The 15,375-nt window shown below is 61.5% G+C and carries 12 protein-coding genes; 4 read left to right on the top strand and 8 right to left on the bottom strand.

The window, feature by feature from the left end:
• Positions 1–28: 28 nt before the first annotated feature.
• The 7 genes from BLU39_RS00745 to cyoA form a co-directional block, all read right to left on the bottom strand.
• The gene (locus tag BLU39_RS00745) at positions 29–565 is read right to left on the bottom strand and encodes a response regulator transcription factor (protein WP_034748067.1); all 537 of its coding nucleotides are present in this window, start codon (positions 563–565) and stop codon (positions 29–31) included.
• A complete protein-coding gene (locus BLU39_RS00750) occupies positions 555–1,904 on the bottom strand; it encodes an ATP-binding protein (protein ID WP_092708309.1) in 1,350 nt (449 codons plus the stop codon). Before BLU39_RS00750 ends, BLU39_RS00745 begins: the two co-directional genes overlap by 11 nt.
• Positions 1,888–2,715: an SURF1 family protein gene (locus BLU39_RS00755; protein ID WP_092708313.1), complete on the bottom strand. Its 828-nt coding sequence runs from the start codon at positions 2,713–2,715 to the stop codon at positions 1,888–1,890. Before BLU39_RS00755 ends, BLU39_RS00750 begins: the two co-directional genes overlap by 17 nt.
• On the bottom strand, positions 2,712–3,098 hold the full coding sequence (cyoD, locus tag BLU39_RS00760; protein WP_092708316.1) for a cytochrome o ubiquinol oxidase subunit IV: 387 nt from the start codon (positions 3,096–3,098) through the stop codon (positions 2,712–2,714). The genes BLU39_RS00755 and cyoD overlap by 4 nt, the downstream gene beginning before the upstream one ends.
• Complete coding sequence (gene cyoC / locus BLU39_RS00765; RefSeq protein ID WP_092708319.1) at positions 3,095–3,733, bottom strand: cytochrome o ubiquinol oxidase subunit III; 639 nt, start codon at positions 3,731–3,733, stop codon at positions 3,095–3,097. The genes cyoD and cyoC overlap by 4 nt, the downstream gene beginning before the upstream one ends.
• The gene (gene cyoB, locus BLU39_RS00770) at positions 3,726–5,729 is read right to left on the bottom strand and encodes a cytochrome o ubiquinol oxidase subunit I (protein WP_092708322.1); all 2,004 of its coding nucleotides are present in this window, start codon (positions 5,727–5,729) and stop codon (positions 3,726–3,728) included. The genes cyoC and cyoB overlap by 8 nt, the downstream gene beginning before the upstream one ends.
• A gap of 84 nt (positions 5,730–5,813) precedes the next feature.
• On the bottom strand, positions 5,814–6,797 hold the full coding sequence (gene cyoA, locus BLU39_RS00775) for a ubiquinol oxidase subunit II (RefSeq protein ID WP_232731081.1): 984 nt from the start codon (positions 6,795–6,797) through the stop codon (positions 5,814–5,816).
• A 217-nt stretch (positions 6,798–7,014) separates the two neighbouring features.
• Between cyoA and BLU39_RS00780 the strand changes: the two genes are divergently transcribed.
• Positions 7,015–8,361 (top strand): MFS transporter, encoded by a 1,347-nt coding sequence (locus tag BLU39_RS00780; RefSeq protein WP_092709794.1) that lies wholly within the window; start codon positions 7,015–7,017, stop codon positions 8,359–8,361.
• A gap of 731 nt (positions 8,362–9,092) precedes the next feature.
• On the opposite strand, the gene BLU39_RS00785 is transcribed toward BLU39_RS00780, so the two are convergent.
• Positions 9,093–9,545 (bottom strand): Hsp20/alpha crystallin family protein, encoded by a 453-nt coding sequence (locus tag BLU39_RS00785; RefSeq protein WP_046683070.1) that lies wholly within the window; start codon positions 9,543–9,545, stop codon positions 9,093–9,095.
• Between the two features lie 288 nt (positions 9,546–9,833).
• On the opposite strand from BLU39_RS00785, the gene BLU39_RS00790 reads away from it, so the two are divergent.
• Genes BLU39_RS00790 through BLU39_RS00800 form a run of 3 tightly spaced genes read left to right on the top strand, consistent with a single transcriptional unit; the run spans position 9,834 to position 15,371 of the window.
• On the top strand, positions 9,834–13,310 hold the full coding sequence (locus BLU39_RS00790; RefSeq protein ID WP_092708325.1) for a response regulator: 3,477 nt from the start codon (positions 9,834–9,836) through the stop codon (positions 13,308–13,310).
• On the top strand, positions 13,310–14,191 hold the full coding sequence (locus tag BLU39_RS00795; RefSeq protein WP_092708328.1) for a CheR family methyltransferase: 882 nt from the start codon (positions 13,310–13,312) through the stop codon (positions 14,189–14,191). The genes BLU39_RS00790 and BLU39_RS00795 overlap by 1 nt, the downstream gene beginning before the upstream one ends.
• Positions 14,181–15,371, top strand: coding sequence for a hybrid sensor histidine kinase/response regulator (locus BLU39_RS00800; RefSeq protein WP_232731082.1), 1,191 nt, complete (start codon positions 14,181–14,183; stop codon positions 15,369–15,371). The genes BLU39_RS00795 and BLU39_RS00800 overlap by 11 nt, the downstream gene beginning before the upstream one ends.
• Positions 15,372–15,375: the final 4 nt, after the last annotated feature.

Genomic DNA, 15,375 nt, shown 5'->3' on the forward strand with positions numbered 1-15,375 from the left:
CCAAACTGCGCAGTGACTAACGGAATGTCTACTTGACCCGCTGCTTTTCCAGCTTGCGCGCCAGCGTGCGCCGGTGCATGCCCAGCCTTCTCGCCGTTTCCGAGATATTGAAATCCGTCTCGGCCAGCATTTCGTGGATGCGTTCCCATTCCAGGGTCTTGATGTTGGTGGCGCGGTTCGTCAGTTCGATGTCGGCGTTGCCGGCCACGTGGCCGAAGGCCGCTTCGATGTCGTCCGTGTTCGACGGCTTGGCCAGATACTGGCAGGCGCCCAGCTTGATCGCTTCGACGGCCGTGCCGATGCTGGCGTAGCCGGTCAGCACGACGATCAGCATGTCCGGGTCATGCTGGTGCAGCATCTGCACGCAGGCCAGGCCCGAGGTATTGCCATTGAGTTTCAGGTCGACGACGGCGTAGTCGGGGCAATGCTGCTCGAGCAGGGCGCTCGCTTCGTCGAAATTGGTGGCCAGGATGACCTGGTAGCCGCGCCGCTCGAACGAACGGCCCAGGGTGCGGGCAAACGCGGCGTCGTCTTCCACGATCAGTAACAGACGGTCATCCTGCATGGGGGTCGCTTTCTCTTTCCAGTTTGATGGCCGCCAGCGGCAAGGCCAGGTGCACCACCGCCCCGCCCTGCACCCGGTTGCGCGCCGTCACCGTGCCGCCCAGGGTGCGCGCGACATTGACCACTAGGAACAAACCAAGGCCGCCGCCGGGCTTGCCCTTGCTGCTTTGATACGGCTTGCCCAGGTGCGTGAGCATCGATGGCTCGAAGCCGGGGCCCGCATCGGTAATGACCAGGTGCAAGGCGTCCGCTTCGCGCGTCGCTTCAAAACGCAGCCACTCGGGCGACGCTTCCAGCGCATTGTCGAGCACGTTGCAAATGGTTTGTTTCAGCGTCGAATCGAAGACGACGGGCACGTCGTGCTCGATGCGGTTATCGTACTCGAAATCCTGGATCGGGCGGCTGGTGCGCCACTCGTCGACCAGGTCGTTGAGGAAGGTATTGATTGTCGTTTTCACGGAAGATTCCCCGCGCGCCTCGCCCGCCGACAATAAAATGCCGCTGACGATGCTCTTGCAGCGCTGCAGCTGCGCCTGCATTTCCGTGATTTCTTCCAGCAATTCGCTGTTCTTGCTCAATTCCGGCATGCGGCGCCAGTCGCCGAGGATGACGGAGAGTGTTGCCAGCGGCGTGCCCAGCTCGTGCGCGGCGCCCGATGCCAGCAAGCCCATGCGGATGATGTGCTCTTCTTCCGCCGCGCGCTGCCGCAAGTCCGCCACCTTGGCGTCGCCGGCGCGCTGGTTGCGGTTGATGCGCGTGATGAAGACCACCAGCAAGGCCGCGTTCAGGATGAAACAGATCAGCAAGCCTTGCACGTACAGGCTGGAAAAGCCCCGCTCGGGGTCGATCGGCAGGATCAGGGGGCCGGGCAGCAAGGCCAGGCCGGCCAGGCACAGGCTGGTGATGGCCACCATGATCCACGTCGACCACACTTCCAGCAGGACGGCGCTGAGGATGACTTGCAGTAAATACAGGAAGGCAAACGGATTGCTGATGCCGCCGCTCAGGTAAAGCTGGGCCGTCAGCACGGTGACGTCGACCAGCAAGGCGAGGAACAGGGCCGTGTTGGAGACGGGCTGGCGTTCGTGCCAGCGCAACAGGCTGGCCAGGTTGAAGGCGATGAGGCAGGACAGCACTTCGAGCATGTAGGGCACGGGCAAGGCGATGCCCAGTCCCACGCCCACGCCGAAGATCGTGCTGATCTGGCCGATCACGGCCAGCCAGCGCAGCTGGATCAGCAGCTTCATGTTCTGGTGGCCGGCCGGATGTTCCATCTCGGCCGCCACCGCGCCGCGCTCCAGCACTTCGCGGTTGGGCAGGATCTCAATCCTGCCCGGCATGGTCGCTCTCTTGCGTGCCGGCGCGGCGGCGCGCGCGGCGACGCTTGTCTTCGCGCACGATCCACCACGTGATGCCGGCCACCATCAGGGCCAGCGCAAACCACGTCAAGGCGTACACGAGGTGGTTGTTGTGGAAGGAAACCACGGTCAGTCCGCCGACGGGAGCGTCGCTGGCCGTTTCCGATTTGGCCTTCGCGTCGACAAAATATGGCGCCACCTTGGTCAGCATGTGCGAGGCGCCGATGGCGGCCACATCGCGCGAATACCAGTGCTGCGTGGCAGGACTGTTTTCGCGCAAGAAACCACCGCCCGTCTCGCTGACGCGCAGCAAGCCGTCGACGTGGACGATGCCGGCCGGCGTGCTGGCGGCGATGCCTTCGCGTTTCGGCACAAAGCCGCGGTTGACCAGCACGGTGCTGCCATCGGCCAGGCGCAATGGCGTCATCAGCCAGTAACCGCTGCCCAGTGCCGTCGTTGCTTGCACCAGGGTATTGAAAATGGGGAGATAGGTACCGGAGAGTCGCACATGGCGGTATTCGTCCGTTTGCTGCGTGATGCTGGCCCAGGCTGCGGGTCCAGGTGCGTCCGTTGCGGGCGCATGTACGCGTTGTTCGACGCGCTCGATCAGGTCAAGCTTCCAGAACAGGCGCTTGACTTGCCAGGTGCCCAGGGCACAGAAACCGGCAAACAGGATCCCCGCCAGCACGGCCAGCGCATATCGCACGACCATGCCGCGTGGGCCTGGCGCGGCATCTTGCGATGCGGCGCCAGGGGCGCGCCCGGTACTGCCAGGGCGCGTTTGACTCATCATGGAGCCGTTTTCGTATGCATGTACTCAGGCATCAGATCCGGCATCATGTTGTGGTTCATGTGGTACATGACCCACAGGGAACCGGCCATCGCAATGCCCACGATCATGACGGTGAAGATCAGCGCCATCATGTTCCAGCCGCCTTCGGACTTCGTGTTCATGTGCAGGAAGTACACCATGTGCACGACCACTTGAACAGCCGCGAACGCCAGCAGGACCAGGCCCATGGTGCCCGAGTTGGTGATGGCTTTCGTCATCACCAGCCAGAAAGGAATGGCCGTCAGGATCACCGACAGGATGAAGCCGATGGTATAGCTTTTCAGGCTGCCATGATCGTGGTTGTCATGGTGGTGGCTATCGCCGTGTGTGTGGTGGTCGCTCATGGCAGCACTCCCATCAGGTAGACAAAGGTGAAGACGCCGATCCAGATGACGTCCAGGAAGTGCCAGAACAGCGACAGGCACATCATGCGGCGGCCGTTTTCCGGGGTCAGGCCATGCTTGTTCAACTGGAACATCAGGGTCACGAGCCAGATCACGCCGAACGTCACGTGCAAGCCGTGGGTGCCGACCAGGGCGAAGAACGACGACAGGAACGCGCTGCGCTGCGGACCGGCGCCTTCGTGGATCAGATGAATGAATTCATACATTTCCAGCGACAGGAAGGCCAGGCCGAACAGGCCCGTGATGGCCAGCCAGACCAGGGTGCTGCGCAATTGCTTGCGCTGCATGGCCAGCATGGCGAAGCCGTAGGTGATCGACGACAGCAGCAGCATGGCCGTGTTGACGGCCACCAGCGGCAGGTCGAACAGCGCGGCGCCCGTCGGGCCGTCCGCGTAGCTGCGGCCCAGCACTGCATAGGTGGCGAACAGACAGGCGAAGATCAGGCAATCGCTCATCAGGTAAAGCCAGAAACCCAGCAGGCTGCCGTTTTCCGGGTGGTGCTCGCGCACAAAGTAGCTGCGCGTGCTTGGTGCGGCGCCAGCGGCGCCGGTGTTATGGGCGATGGTATCAGACATGGCTGCTCAGCAATTTAGTATAAGCGTCTTCGGTACGGATGACTTCTTCCGCAGGAATGTAGTAATCGCGCTTGTAGTTAAAGGTATGGACGATGATGGCGGCCATCATGATCACGAAGCCGACGCTGGCGACGAGCCACATTTGCCAGATCAGGCCAAAACCGACCAGTGCGGACAGTGCGGCGATCACGAAACCGGCCCAGGTGTTCTTCGGCATGTGGATCTTCGTGAAACCGGACGTCGGACGCTGGTAACCGTGTTTCTTCATGTCAGTCCATGCATCGAGTTCGTGCACTTGTGGCGTGAAGGCGAAATTATAGTCTGGCGGTGGCGACGATGTCGCCCATTCCAGCGTACGGCCGCCCCATGGGTCGCCGGTCACGTCGCGCAGGGCGTGACGGTTGCGGAAACTGACATAGAACTGCATCAGCAAGGAGCCGATACCCAGCGCGATCGAGACGGCGCCAAACCAGGCGATGATGGTCCAGATTTGCAAGGATGGATCTTCAAAGTGGTTGACACGGCGGGTCACGCCCATCAGGCCCAGCACGTACAGCGGCATGAAGGCCAGGTAGAAACCGACGAACCAGAACCAGAACGAGCACTTGCCCCAGAACGTGTCGAGCTTGTAGCCGAAGGCTTTCGGGAACCAGTAGTTAATCGCAGCGAACACACCGAAGACCACGCCGCCGATAATCACGTTATGGAAGTGGGCGATCAGGAACAGGCTGTTGTGCAGCACGAAGTCCGCCGGTGGTACGGCCAGCAGCACGCCGGTCATGCCGCCGATGGTGAAGGTGACCATGAAGCCGATCGTCCACAGCATCGGCAGTTCAAAGCGGATGCGGCCGCGGTACATGGTAAACAGCCAGTTGAAGATCTTCGCGCCCGTCGGGATCGAGATGATCATCGTCGTGATGCCGAAGAAGGAGTTGACGCTGGCGCCCGAACCCATGGTGAAGAAGTGATGCAGCCATACCAGGTACGACAAAATCATGATGACGCAGGTGGCGTACACCATCGACGCATAGCCGAACAGGCGCTTGCTGCAGAACGTGGCAACGACTTCCGAGAACACGCCGAACAGCGGCAGGATCAGGATGTACACCTCCGGGTGGCCCCAGATCCAGATCAGGTTGACGTACATCATGGCGTTGCCGCCCAGTTCCGTCGTGAAGAAGTTAAAGCCGGCAACGCGGTCCAGAGACAGCATGGCCAGTACGGCCGTCAGCACCGGGAAGGCGGCGACGATCAGGATGTTGGTGCACAGTGCGGTCCAGGTGAAAATCGGCATGCGCATCCAGGTCATGCCCGGCGCGCGCATCTTGACGATGGTGGCGATCAGGTTGACACCGGACAGCAGCGTCCCGACCCCGGCAATCTGCAATGACCAGATGTAATAGTCTACCCCCACGTCCGGACTGCCGACGATGCCCGACAGCGGCGGATAGGCCAGCCAGCCCGTGCGGGCGAATTCGCCGACGAACAGGGAAGCCATCACCAGGACGGCGCCCATGGTGGTCATCCAGAAGCTGAAGTTGTTCAGGAATGGGAAAGCCACGTCGCGCGCGCCGATTTGCAGCGGCACCACGTAGTTCATCAGACCCGTCACGAAAGGCATCGCGACGAAGAAGATCATGATCACGCCGTGGGCGGTGAAGATCTGGTCGTAGTGATGCGGTGGCAGGAAGCCGGCATTGTCGCCAAAGGCGATGGCCTGCTGGGTACGCATCATGAGCGCGTCGGCAAAGCCGCGCAGCAGCATGATCAGGCCCAGGATCATGTACATGATACCGATTTTTTTATGGTCGATACTGGTGATCCAGTCGCGCCACAGGGTACCCCAGACGCGGAAATACGTCAGTGCCGCAACGAGTGCGATACCGCCCAGGGCGACCATCGCAAAGGTCGCCAGCAGGATAGGTTCGTGAAATGGAATTGCATCCCAAGTCAGACGGCCGAATATAAGCTTCGTCAGATCAATATGGTCTAGCATTGTTACTCTCAGAGAAAAAAGGGAGGCGCCAGGCAAGCGGCGCCAGTATCTGCAGCGCAATGCGCTGCGGGATTCATGCAGTCGTTACTTGGCTTGAACGCCCTTTTCAACTACTGCATCGCTAGCGACTACTGCCGTTACGGCCGCTACCGGGCTATTTGCCATCGTCAATTTGTATGGCTCGACCGGCGTCACGCACAGGGCGTCGGAAACGATGGTGCGATTCAGGATTGCCTTGTACAGATCGTTAGGCACGGCGCTGTAGTGACGCACCGGATCGCGTTCGCTAGGCTGGGCCAGCGACAGGTAGTCGTCGCGGTTCAGCGCGCCGCCACCGGCGCGTGCCGATGCCACCCATTTGTCGAAGTCCGCATCATTGACACCGTGGAACTTGAAGCGCATGCCCGAGAAACCGGCACCGCTGTAGTTCGCGGAGAAACCCTTGTATTCGCCAGGCTTGTTGATGACGGCATTCAACTGCGTTTCCATGCCCGGCATGGCGTAGATCTGACCTGCCAGTGCGGGGATGAAGAACGAGTTCATGACGGACGACGCGGTGATCTTGAAGCGGATCGGACGATCGACGGGCGCATACAGTTCATTCACGGAAGCGATGCCTTGCTCCGGGTAGATGAACAGCCATTTCCAGTCCAGGGCCACGACTTCGACGATCATCGGCTTGTGGCTGGCAGGAATGGGACGATTGGCGTCGATACGGCTCAATGGGCGGTATGGATCGAGGGTGTGGGTGCTGATCCAGGTCAGCAGGCCCAGCACGATAATGATCAACAGGGGCGCGCCCCAGATAATCAGCTCGAGGCGAGTCGAGTGGTCCCAGTCCGGCTCGTATTTGGCCGCGGTGTTGTTTTTTCTATAGCGCCATGCGAAAAGCAGGGTCAGGGCGATTACCGGAACGATAATCAACAGCATCAGCAATGTCGAGATGACAATCAGATTGCCTTGCTGAACTGCGATGTCACCAGACGGATTCAGTACCACCGTATTGCAACCAGCCAACAATGCGAGAGGTAAAAGAAACAGTCCGCGACGAACTTTTAATGAAAACATACAGGAAAGTCCAGTACAGGGGATGAAGATATGGTACTGTATTCTCACTGGAGCGCGTTGGCAATTGGACGTTTTGTCCTACCCCTTGCTCGGACTTTTACTAGGCAATTGAGGAGTTTTCCTACAGCTACCTATTGAATAGTCCTACTCCGGGCGTGAGACACCCGGAGTATGTTACGCGTTGGCCGAACTCGAAACTATATTGGAGACGATCATCATGTCCAGCACGCGCACACACGGCGGGGACGTACCCGCCGACTTTGCCCCCCATTCCCTGCGCGACGCACGCGGGGCCGGCACGGTCGAATCGCATATCGACCCCGGTGAGATCGCCGTCGGCGTGATCATCGGCCGCGCTTCCGAATACTTTGACTTCTTTGTCTACGCCATCGCCTCGGTGCTGGTGTTTCCGCGCGTCTTCTTCCCGTTCGAGGAACGCCTGGAGGGTACCTTATATGCATTCCTGATCTTTTCGTTCGCATTCATCGCCCGCCCCTTCGGCACCGTGATCTTCATGGAAATCCAGCGCCGCATGGGGCGCAGCGCCAAGCTGACGTTCGCCCTCTTCCTGCTGGGCGTGTCGACCGCCGGCATCGCCTTCCTGCCGACCTATGCCCACCTGGGCTTTGCCGCCATCGTCTGGCTGTCCGTGCTGCGCATCGGCCAGGGCGTGGCCCTGGGCGGTTCCTGGGATGGCTTGCCATCGCTGCTGGCCCTGAACGCGCCGCAGAACAAGCGCGGCTGGTATGCCATGCTGGGCCAGCTGGGCGCGCCCGCCGGCTTCCTCATCGCCGCCGGCCTGTTCTGGTTCATGCTCACCACCCTGACGGACGAAGAATTCCTCGACTGGGGCTGGCGCTATCCTTTCTACGTGGCGTTCGCCATCAACGTGGTGGCCCTGTTTGCCCGCCTGCGCCTGGTGTCGACGAATGAATATGCGCGCCTGCTGGACGAACGCGAACTGCAGCCCGTGAGCGTGTTTGAAATGAGCCGCGGCCAGGGCCGCAACGTGCTGATCGGCGCCCTCGCCGCGCTGGCCAGCTACGCCCTGTTCCACCTCGTGACCGTGTTCCCGCTGTCGTGGATCTCCGTCTACCAGACCCGTTCCGCTTCGGACTTCCTGCAAATCCAGATGATGGGCGCCGTGCTGGCCGCCATCGGCGTGGTGATTTCCGGCTTGCTGGCCGATAAAGTGGGCCGCCGCACCACCTTGGGCGTGCTGGCCGTGCTGATCGCCATCTTCAGCGCCTTCGTGCCGACCCTGATGGGTGGCGGCAATACGGGCCAGGACGTGTTCATCCTCGTGGGCTTCAGCCTGCTGGGCTTGTCCTACGGCCAGGCAGCCGGCGCCGTGACGGCCAACTTCCCTGCCCGCTTCCGCTACACGGGTGCGGCGCTGACGTCCGACCTGGCCTGGCTCGTGGGTGCCGGCTTCGCCCCGCTCGTGGCGCTGGGCCTGTCGGCCAACTTCGGTCTCGCCTACGTCAGCTTCTACCTGCTGTCGGGCGCCGTCGCCTCGCTGGCCGCCCTGAGCCTGAACCGGGCGCTGGAAATCCGCGACTGACATATATAGAGGCAATCCGGGTGGCAGCGCCCACCCGTAACACCCCAGGAAACGCCGGCATCGTCCGGCGTTTTTTCGTAGGTCGGCTTAGCCCGCAGGGCGTATGCCGACAGGCGCCGCCACGAAGATTGTCAGATTACGCCGCGCTAATCTGACCTACGCAGCTAAAACTGACATATATATAGAGAGAGTCAATTGGGATGGCAGCGCCCCGCCACCCGGAACACCCCAGGAAACGCCGGCACCGTCCGGCGTTTTTTCGTAGGTCGGCTTGGCCCGCAGGGCGTAAGCCGACAGGCGCCGCCACGAAGGTGTCAGATTACGCCGCGCTAATCTGACCTACGCAGCTAAAACTGACATATTTAGAGAGTCAATTCGCGTGGCAGCGCGCCGCCACCCGGAACACCCCAGGAAACGCCGGCATCGTCCGGCGTTTTTTCGTAGGTCGGCTTAGCCCGCAGGGCGTAAGCCGACAGGCGCCGCCACGAAGGTGTCAGATTACGCCGCGCTAATCTGACCTGCGCAGCTAAAACTGACATCTATATAGAGAGAGTCAATTCGCGTGGCAGCGCCCCGCCACCCGGAACACTCCAGGAAACGCCGGCACCGTCCGGCGTTTTTTCGTAGGTCGGCTTAGCCCGCAGGGTGTAAGCCGACAGGCGCCGTCACGAAGGTGTCAGATTACGCTGCGCTAATCTGACCTGCGCAGCTAAAACCCGGCCCGGCCCGATTCACTGTATCGCCAGCTGCCGCCCGCCCGTGCCTTCCTTCTTCGGCAAGTCCAGCAGCAGCACGCCATTTTCATAGCGGGCCTGCGCGCCAGCCTCGTCCACCTCGTGCGGCAGCACGAAGCTGCGGTATTGCTGGCCGTACTCGCGTTCGCTGCGCACGGTCTTGCCGCCGCCGTCGCGCGTCACTCTTTCATCCTTGAGTTCGGCACTGATGGAAACGCGGTTGCCGTCGATGGAGACCTTGATATCGTCCTTGTTAACGCCGGGAATGTCCGCCTGCACCTGATACGCTTGTTCGGTTTCGGAGATGTCGACACGCATGCGTGACGATCCCCCGTCGCGCAAGCGCAAGGCGGGGGCGAAAAAGTCGTGCATGAATTCTTCCATGTCGCTGAACGGATCGAAACGTGCCAGCGGGTTTTGCGGATCGCGACGGATCAGTTGATTAGCCATGATGTCCTCCTGCATGGGCTGGTTTGGGTTCGCACACGGCGGTCATCCCCGGGGACGCCGCCACCTCCTGCATCTTAGGATGTCAACAACCAATCTCTTTGATCTGCATCAATCGTCTGCGGCTTGATTTTCCCTCTACTTTGATCTGTGCGTTGCCGCGCTTTGCACGGGCTTATGCGTCAGCAATTGAGCGCAAGGCTGTTATGCTAGCGCACGCCATGCTTCAATACCAGAAAGCTTGCATTTCAATTAAAATTGCTTTTTTTGCGACAGCCTTACACGGACATAATGAATACCAAGACCCCGATCGATTCCTTCAGCTTTCGCCGCATCCTCGCCCGCAATGTGACCTTGCCGCTGGTCATCGGGGTCGTCACGGCCCTCGTGTTCGTCGCCCTGATCGCCTACCTGCTGTCGGCCCTGCGCTCGGTCGAGCATTCGGAGCGGGTGATCGGCAATGCAAATGAAGTCATGAAGCTGTCGGTCGACCTGGAAACGGGCATGCGCGGCTACCTGCTGACGGGCGACGAAACGTTTCTGGCGCCGTACAAATCGGGCAAGGCGAAGATCGCCGTCGAAATGAGCACCCTGCTTGAACTCGTGTCCGACAGCTCCATCCAGGTGGACCGCTTGCGCCGCATCCGCGCGCTGCAAGGCCAGTGGCTCGATTACGCCGAAGGCGTGATCGCCCAGCGCCGCAACAACCAGGAATTCCTCGCGCGCGTGCGCCAGGGCGAGGGCAAGCTGGAATTCGATGAAATCCGCCGCGAATTCCTCGCCTTCCTGTCCATGGAGCAGCGGTTGCGCCAGGAAAGGGCCGATACGGCCGAAAGCCGCACCATGCTGGCAGTCATCGTGTTCCTCGTCCTCAGCCTGGGATTGTCTGGCTTGCTCGCCTATCTGGGCCGGCGCGAACTGCTGCGCCTGTCCGACATCTATAACGACGCACTCGACCAGCGCGGCAAGGATAACGACGTGCTGCAGGAGCAGGCATGGCTGCGCACGGGGCAGACGGAACTGGCGGCCCACACGAGCGGCCAGCTGGGCTTGCCGCAACTGGGACGGCACGTGCTGGACTTCATGGCCCACCGCCTCGACGTGGCCGTCGCCACCCTGTACGTCGTCGACGAGGATGGCAGCCTGCGCCGCACGGCCGTGTACGGCTTCAACGAACAGGGCGTGAAGGAAAAGCAGGTGTTCAAGCTGGGCGAAGGCCTGGTGGGCGAGACGGCGCGCGAAAAGCGCCTCAGGCATGTGCAGCAAGTACCCGAGAATTACCTGACCGTGACGTCGAGCCTGGGCCGCGGCAAACCGCTGGAACTGGTCCTGGCGCCCGTCAACAACGAAGGCGTCGTCAATGGTGTCATCGAGCTGGGCTTTACGCACCCCGTCAGCGCCCGCGCCAAGGAATGGCTGAACCTGGTCGCCGCGAATGTCGGCACCTCGCTGGAAGCGGCCTTGTACCGCCAGCGCCTGCAAAACATGCTGGAAGAAACCCAGCAACTGAATGAAGAACTGGAAGTGCAGCAGGAAGAGCTGCGCACCGCCAATGAAGAGCTGGGCGAGCAGTCGCGCGTGCTGGAACAGTCGCAAGCCCACCTGGAAGAACAAAAGGCGGCGCTGGAACAGTCGAACGAGCAGCTGGCCGTGCAGGCGCTGTCGCTGGACCAGAAGAACATGGCCATCGGCGAAGCGCACGCCCAGCTGGAAGCCCGCGCGGAAGAGCTGCAGCGGGCCAGCCGCTATAAATCCGAATTCCTGGCGAATATGTCGCACGAGCTGCGCACGCCGCTGAACAGCTCGCTGATCCTGTCGAAGCTGCTGTCGGACAACACCAACGGCAACCTGACCCCGGAGCAAGTGACGTTTGCGCAAACCATTTATTCCGCCGGCAACGATCTGCTCACCCTCATCAACGATATCCTCGACATTTCCAAGGTCGAGGCGGGCAAGCTGGAATTGACGTCGGAAGCCGTGCCCTTTGACGAGCTGCTCAGCAGCATGAAGATGCTGTTCGGCGCCCAGGCACAGCAAAAGAAACTCGTTTTTGACGTCAAGGTGGCGCCGGACACCCCGCCCTCGTTCGTCAGCGACCGCCAGCGCCTGGAACAAATCCTGAAAAACCTGCTGTCGAACGCCATCAAGTTTACCGATACGGGCACCGTGAGCTTGCACGTCAGCAGCGGTGCGGCCGGCCAGGTGCGCTTCCAGGTGCAGGATTCGGGCATCGGCATCGCCGACGACCAGCAGCACAAGATTTTCGACGCCTTCCACCAGGCCGACGGCACCACCAGCCGCCGCTATGGCGGCACGGGCCTGGGCCTGTCGATTTCGCGCGACCTGGCCGCCTTGCTCGGCGGCAGCATCGAGCTGGCCAGCACGCCGGGCCAGGGCAGCACGTTTACATTGATACTGCCGCAGAGCATGCCGGAACGCGAGGCGCAAGCCGCGCCAGCGCCGGCCGCCACGCCGCAAGCGCCCGCAGCCGTCGCCGCGCCCAAGGCGGTACCCGCCGCCAAGCCCGTGCCGCTGCCCACCTTCGACGATGACCGCGATAGCGTGCCGGCCGTCAAGACGGGCCAGCGTTCCGTGCTGGTGATCGAGGATGAACCGTCGTTTGCCGGCATCCTGTTCGACCTCGCGCATGAAATGCAATACCGCTGCCTGGTGGCGCACGGCGCCGACGAAGGCTTGCGCCTGGCCGAGGAGTTCCTGCCCGACGCCATCCTGCTCGACATGGGCTTGCCGGACCGTCCTGGCTTGCTCGTCTTGCAGCAGCTCAAGGAAAACCCGCTGACGCGCCACATTCCCGTGCACATCGTCTCCGGCAATGACCAGGTACAGGAAGCCATGCAGCTGGGTGCCATCGGCTACGCCACCAAGCCGCGCACGCGCGAGCAGCTGAAGGAAGTGTTCCGCAAGCTCGAATCGAAGTTCACGCAGCAGATGAAGCGCATCCTGCTGGTCGAGGACGACGAACGCCAGCGCGAAAGCGTGGTGCACCTGATCAGCGACGACGACGTGGAAATCACGGCCGTGGCGCTGGGCGAGCAGGCGCTGGAATTGCTGAAGACGCAGATTTTCGACTGCATGATCATCGACTTGAAGTTGCCCGATATCCAGGGCAATGAATTGCTCGAACGCATGGAGCATGAAGAGCTGTGCTCGTTCCCGCCCGTCATCGTCTACACGGGCCGCAACCTGAGCCGCGAGGAAGAAGCGGACCTGATGAAGTATTCGCGCTCCATCATCATCAAGGGCGCCCGCTCGCCCGAACGCCTGCTCGACGAAGTCACCCTCTTCCTGCACAAGGTGGAGTCGGAACTGTCGAGCGAGCGCCAGGGCATGCTGCAGCAGGTGCGCAGCCGCGAGCGCGTGTTTGAAGGGCGCAAGATATTGCTGGTGGACGACGACGTGCGCAATATCTTTGCACTGACCAATGCGCTGGAACAGAAAGGCGTGGTGGTGGAAATCGGCCGCAACGGCTTCGAAGCCATCAGCAAGCTCAACAGTGTGGACGATATCGATCTCGTATTGATGGACGTCATGATGCCGGGCATGGATGGCCTGGAAGCGACGCGCCTCATCCGCGCCGATGGCCGCTACAACAAGCTGCCCATCATCGCAATTACCGCCAAGGCCATGAAGAATGACCAGGAAGAATGCCTGCAGGCGGGCGCGTCCGACTACCTGGCCAAGCCGATCGACCTCGACCGTTTGTATTCGCTGCTGCGCGTGTGGATGCCGAAGATGGAACGCATCTGATGTCCCAGCGCAGCACCGACGCGCAACTGCAGGCGCTGATGGAAGCGCTGTACCAGCGCTACAGCTATGATTTTCGCGACTATTCCCTGCCCTCGCAGCGGCGCCGCCTCAATCACGCGCTCGAGCGTCTGCACTGCACCGACGTGCCGACCCTGCAGCAACTGGTGCTGGACGACGCGGCCGCCTTTGGCGATCTGCTGCAGATTTTGACCGTGCCGGTCACGCAAATGTTCCGCGACCCCGCATTTTTCCTCGCCTTGCGCGAACACGTGGTGCCCGTGCTGAAAACCTACCCCTCGCCGACGATCTGGGTGGCCGGCTGCTGCACGGGCGAAGAGGCGCTGTCGCTGGCCATCGTGCTGCACGAGGAAGGCTTGCTCGAGCGCAGCACGATTTACGCCACCGACATCAATCCGCAAGCGCTGGCCACGGCCGCGCGCGGCGTGTATCCGCTGCACCGGCTCGATGAATATGGCGCCAATTACCTGGCCGCAGGCGGCCTGGGCGAACTGGCCGAGTATTACACGGTCGAACATGCCACCGCGCGTTTCCAGCAGCGCTTGCTCGACAGCATCAACTTTGCCGACCACAGCCTGTCCACGGACAGCGTGTTTATTGAAACGCAATTGATTTTGTGCCGTAACGTACTGATTTACTTTAATAAAACCTTGCAGGAGCGGGCCCTGGGCCTGTTCCACGATTCGCTGTGCCACCGGGGCTTCCTGGGACTGGGCAGCAAGGAAAGCACGCATTTCACGCGCTTTGCCGCCGACTTCGAACCATTGCCGGGTCCCGAAAAGCTCTACCGCAAGCGTGCGCCGTCGCACGCCGCTTCCCACTACGCTGGACGGCACATGCCAGGAATGAAACATGATGAATGAAACGAGCACCAAACTATTGATCGTCGACGACTTGCCGGAAAACTTGCGCGCGCTCAATGCGCTGATACGCGAGAGCGACCGCAGCGTCTACCAGGCCTCGTCCGGCGAAGAAGCGCTGGCCTTGCTGCTCGAGCACGATTTCGCGCTGGCCATCCTCGACGTGCAAATGCCGGAAATGGATGGTTTTGAATTGGCGCAATTGATGCGCGGCACGGAAAAGACGCGCCACATCCCCATCGTCTTCGTCACGGCGGCCGGCAAGGAAATGAATTTCGCCTTCCAGGGCTATGAAAGCGGCGCCGTCGATTTCCTGCACAAGCCGCTCGACATCAATGCCGTGCAAAGCAAGGTCAACGTCTTCGTTGCCCTGCACCAGCAGCGCAGCGAGACGCGGCGCCAGGTGCAGGCGCTCGAGCACAGCCGCCAGCAGCAGGAAGCGTTATTGAGGGAATTGCGCGCCACGCAAGCTGAACTGCAGCGCTCGCTACGCCTGCGCGACGAATTCATGTCCATGGTGGCGCACGAATTGCGCACGCCCCTGAACACCCTGTTCCTGGAAACGCAGATGCGCACCGTCAACCTGGAACGGGGCAATCTGGCCGCTTTCGAGCCGGACAAGCTGGGCAAGATGGTGGCGCGCGACGGACGCCAGATTCGCAGCATGGTGCGCCTGATCGACGACATGCTCGACGTGTCGCGCATCACCAGCGGCAAGCTGTCGATTCGCCGCGAAGCCGTCGACCTGACCAGCCTCGTGCGCCGCGTGGCGGACGACCTGGGCCCATATGCCGCCGCCGCGGGCAGCGTGCTGGAAGTGATGGCCTTCGAGCCCATCGAGGGTTACTGGGACGCCTTCCGCGTCGAACAGATCGTCGTCAACCTGATCAGCAATGCCGTACGCTATGGCCAGGGCCAGCCCGTGGAAATCAGCCTGGCCCACACGCAGAACAGCGCCGTCATCGAAGTGCGCGACCATGGCATCGGCATCAACGCGCGCGACCAGGAACGCATCTTCGACGCCTTCGAGCGCGTCATGCACCAGGACCGCACGGGTGGCCTGGGCCTGGGCCTGTTCATCACCAAGCAGCTGGTCGACGCGCATGGCGGCGCCATCACCCTGCAAAGCCAGCCCGGCAATGGCGCCCTGTTCAGCGTCACCCTGCCGCTGGCCGGCAGCTGAGGCC

Origin of the sequence: Janthinobacterium sp. OK676, assembly GCF_900103595.1 — a bacterium.
Classification (GTDB): domain Bacteria; phylum Pseudomonadota; class Gammaproteobacteria; order Burkholderiales; family Burkholderiaceae_D; genus Janthinobacterium.

Coding starts and splice junctions, on each gene's coding strand:
- BLU39_RS00750 (WP_092708309.1), bottom strand. CDS start 1,904: ATGCCGGGCAGGATTGAGATCCTGCCCAACCGCGAAGTGCTGGAGCGC.
- cyoA (WP_232731081.1), bottom strand. CDS start 6,797: ATGTTTTCATTAAAAGTTCGTCGCGGACTGTTTCTTTTACCTCTCGCA.
- BLU39_RS00800 (WP_232731082.1), top strand. CDS start 14,181: ATGATGAATGAAACGAGCACCAAACTATTGATCGTCGACGACTTGCCG.
- BLU39_RS00785 (WP_046683070.1), bottom strand. CDS start 9,545: ATGGCTAATCAACTGATCCGTCGCGATCCGCAAAACCCGCTGGCACGT.
- cyoB (WP_092708322.1), bottom strand. CDS start 5,729: ATGCTAGACCATATTGATCTGACGAAGCTTATATTCGGCCGTCTGACT.
- BLU39_RS00745 (WP_034748067.1), bottom strand. CDS start 565: ATGCAGGATGACCGTCTGTTACTGATCGTGGAAGACGACGCCGCGTTT.
- BLU39_RS00755 (WP_092708313.1), bottom strand. CDS start 2,715: ATGATGAGTCAAACGCGCCCTGGCAGTACCGGGCGCGCCCCTGGCGCC.
- BLU39_RS00795 (WP_092708328.1), top strand. CDS start 13,310: ATGTCCCAGCGCAGCACCGACGCGCAACTGCAGGCGCTGATGGAAGCG.
- cyoC (WP_092708319.1), bottom strand. CDS start 3,733: ATGTCTGATACCATCGCCCATAACACCGGCGCCGCTGGCGCCGCACCA.
- cyoD (WP_092708316.1), bottom strand. CDS start 3,098: ATGAGCGACCACCACACACACGGCGATAGCCACCACCATGACAACCAC.
- BLU39_RS00780 (WP_092709794.1), top strand. CDS start 7,015: ATGTCCAGCACGCGCACACACGGCGGGGACGTACCCGCCGACTTTGCC.
- BLU39_RS00790 (WP_092708325.1), top strand. CDS start 9,834: ATGAATACCAAGACCCCGATCGATTCCTTCAGCTTTCGCCGCATCCTC.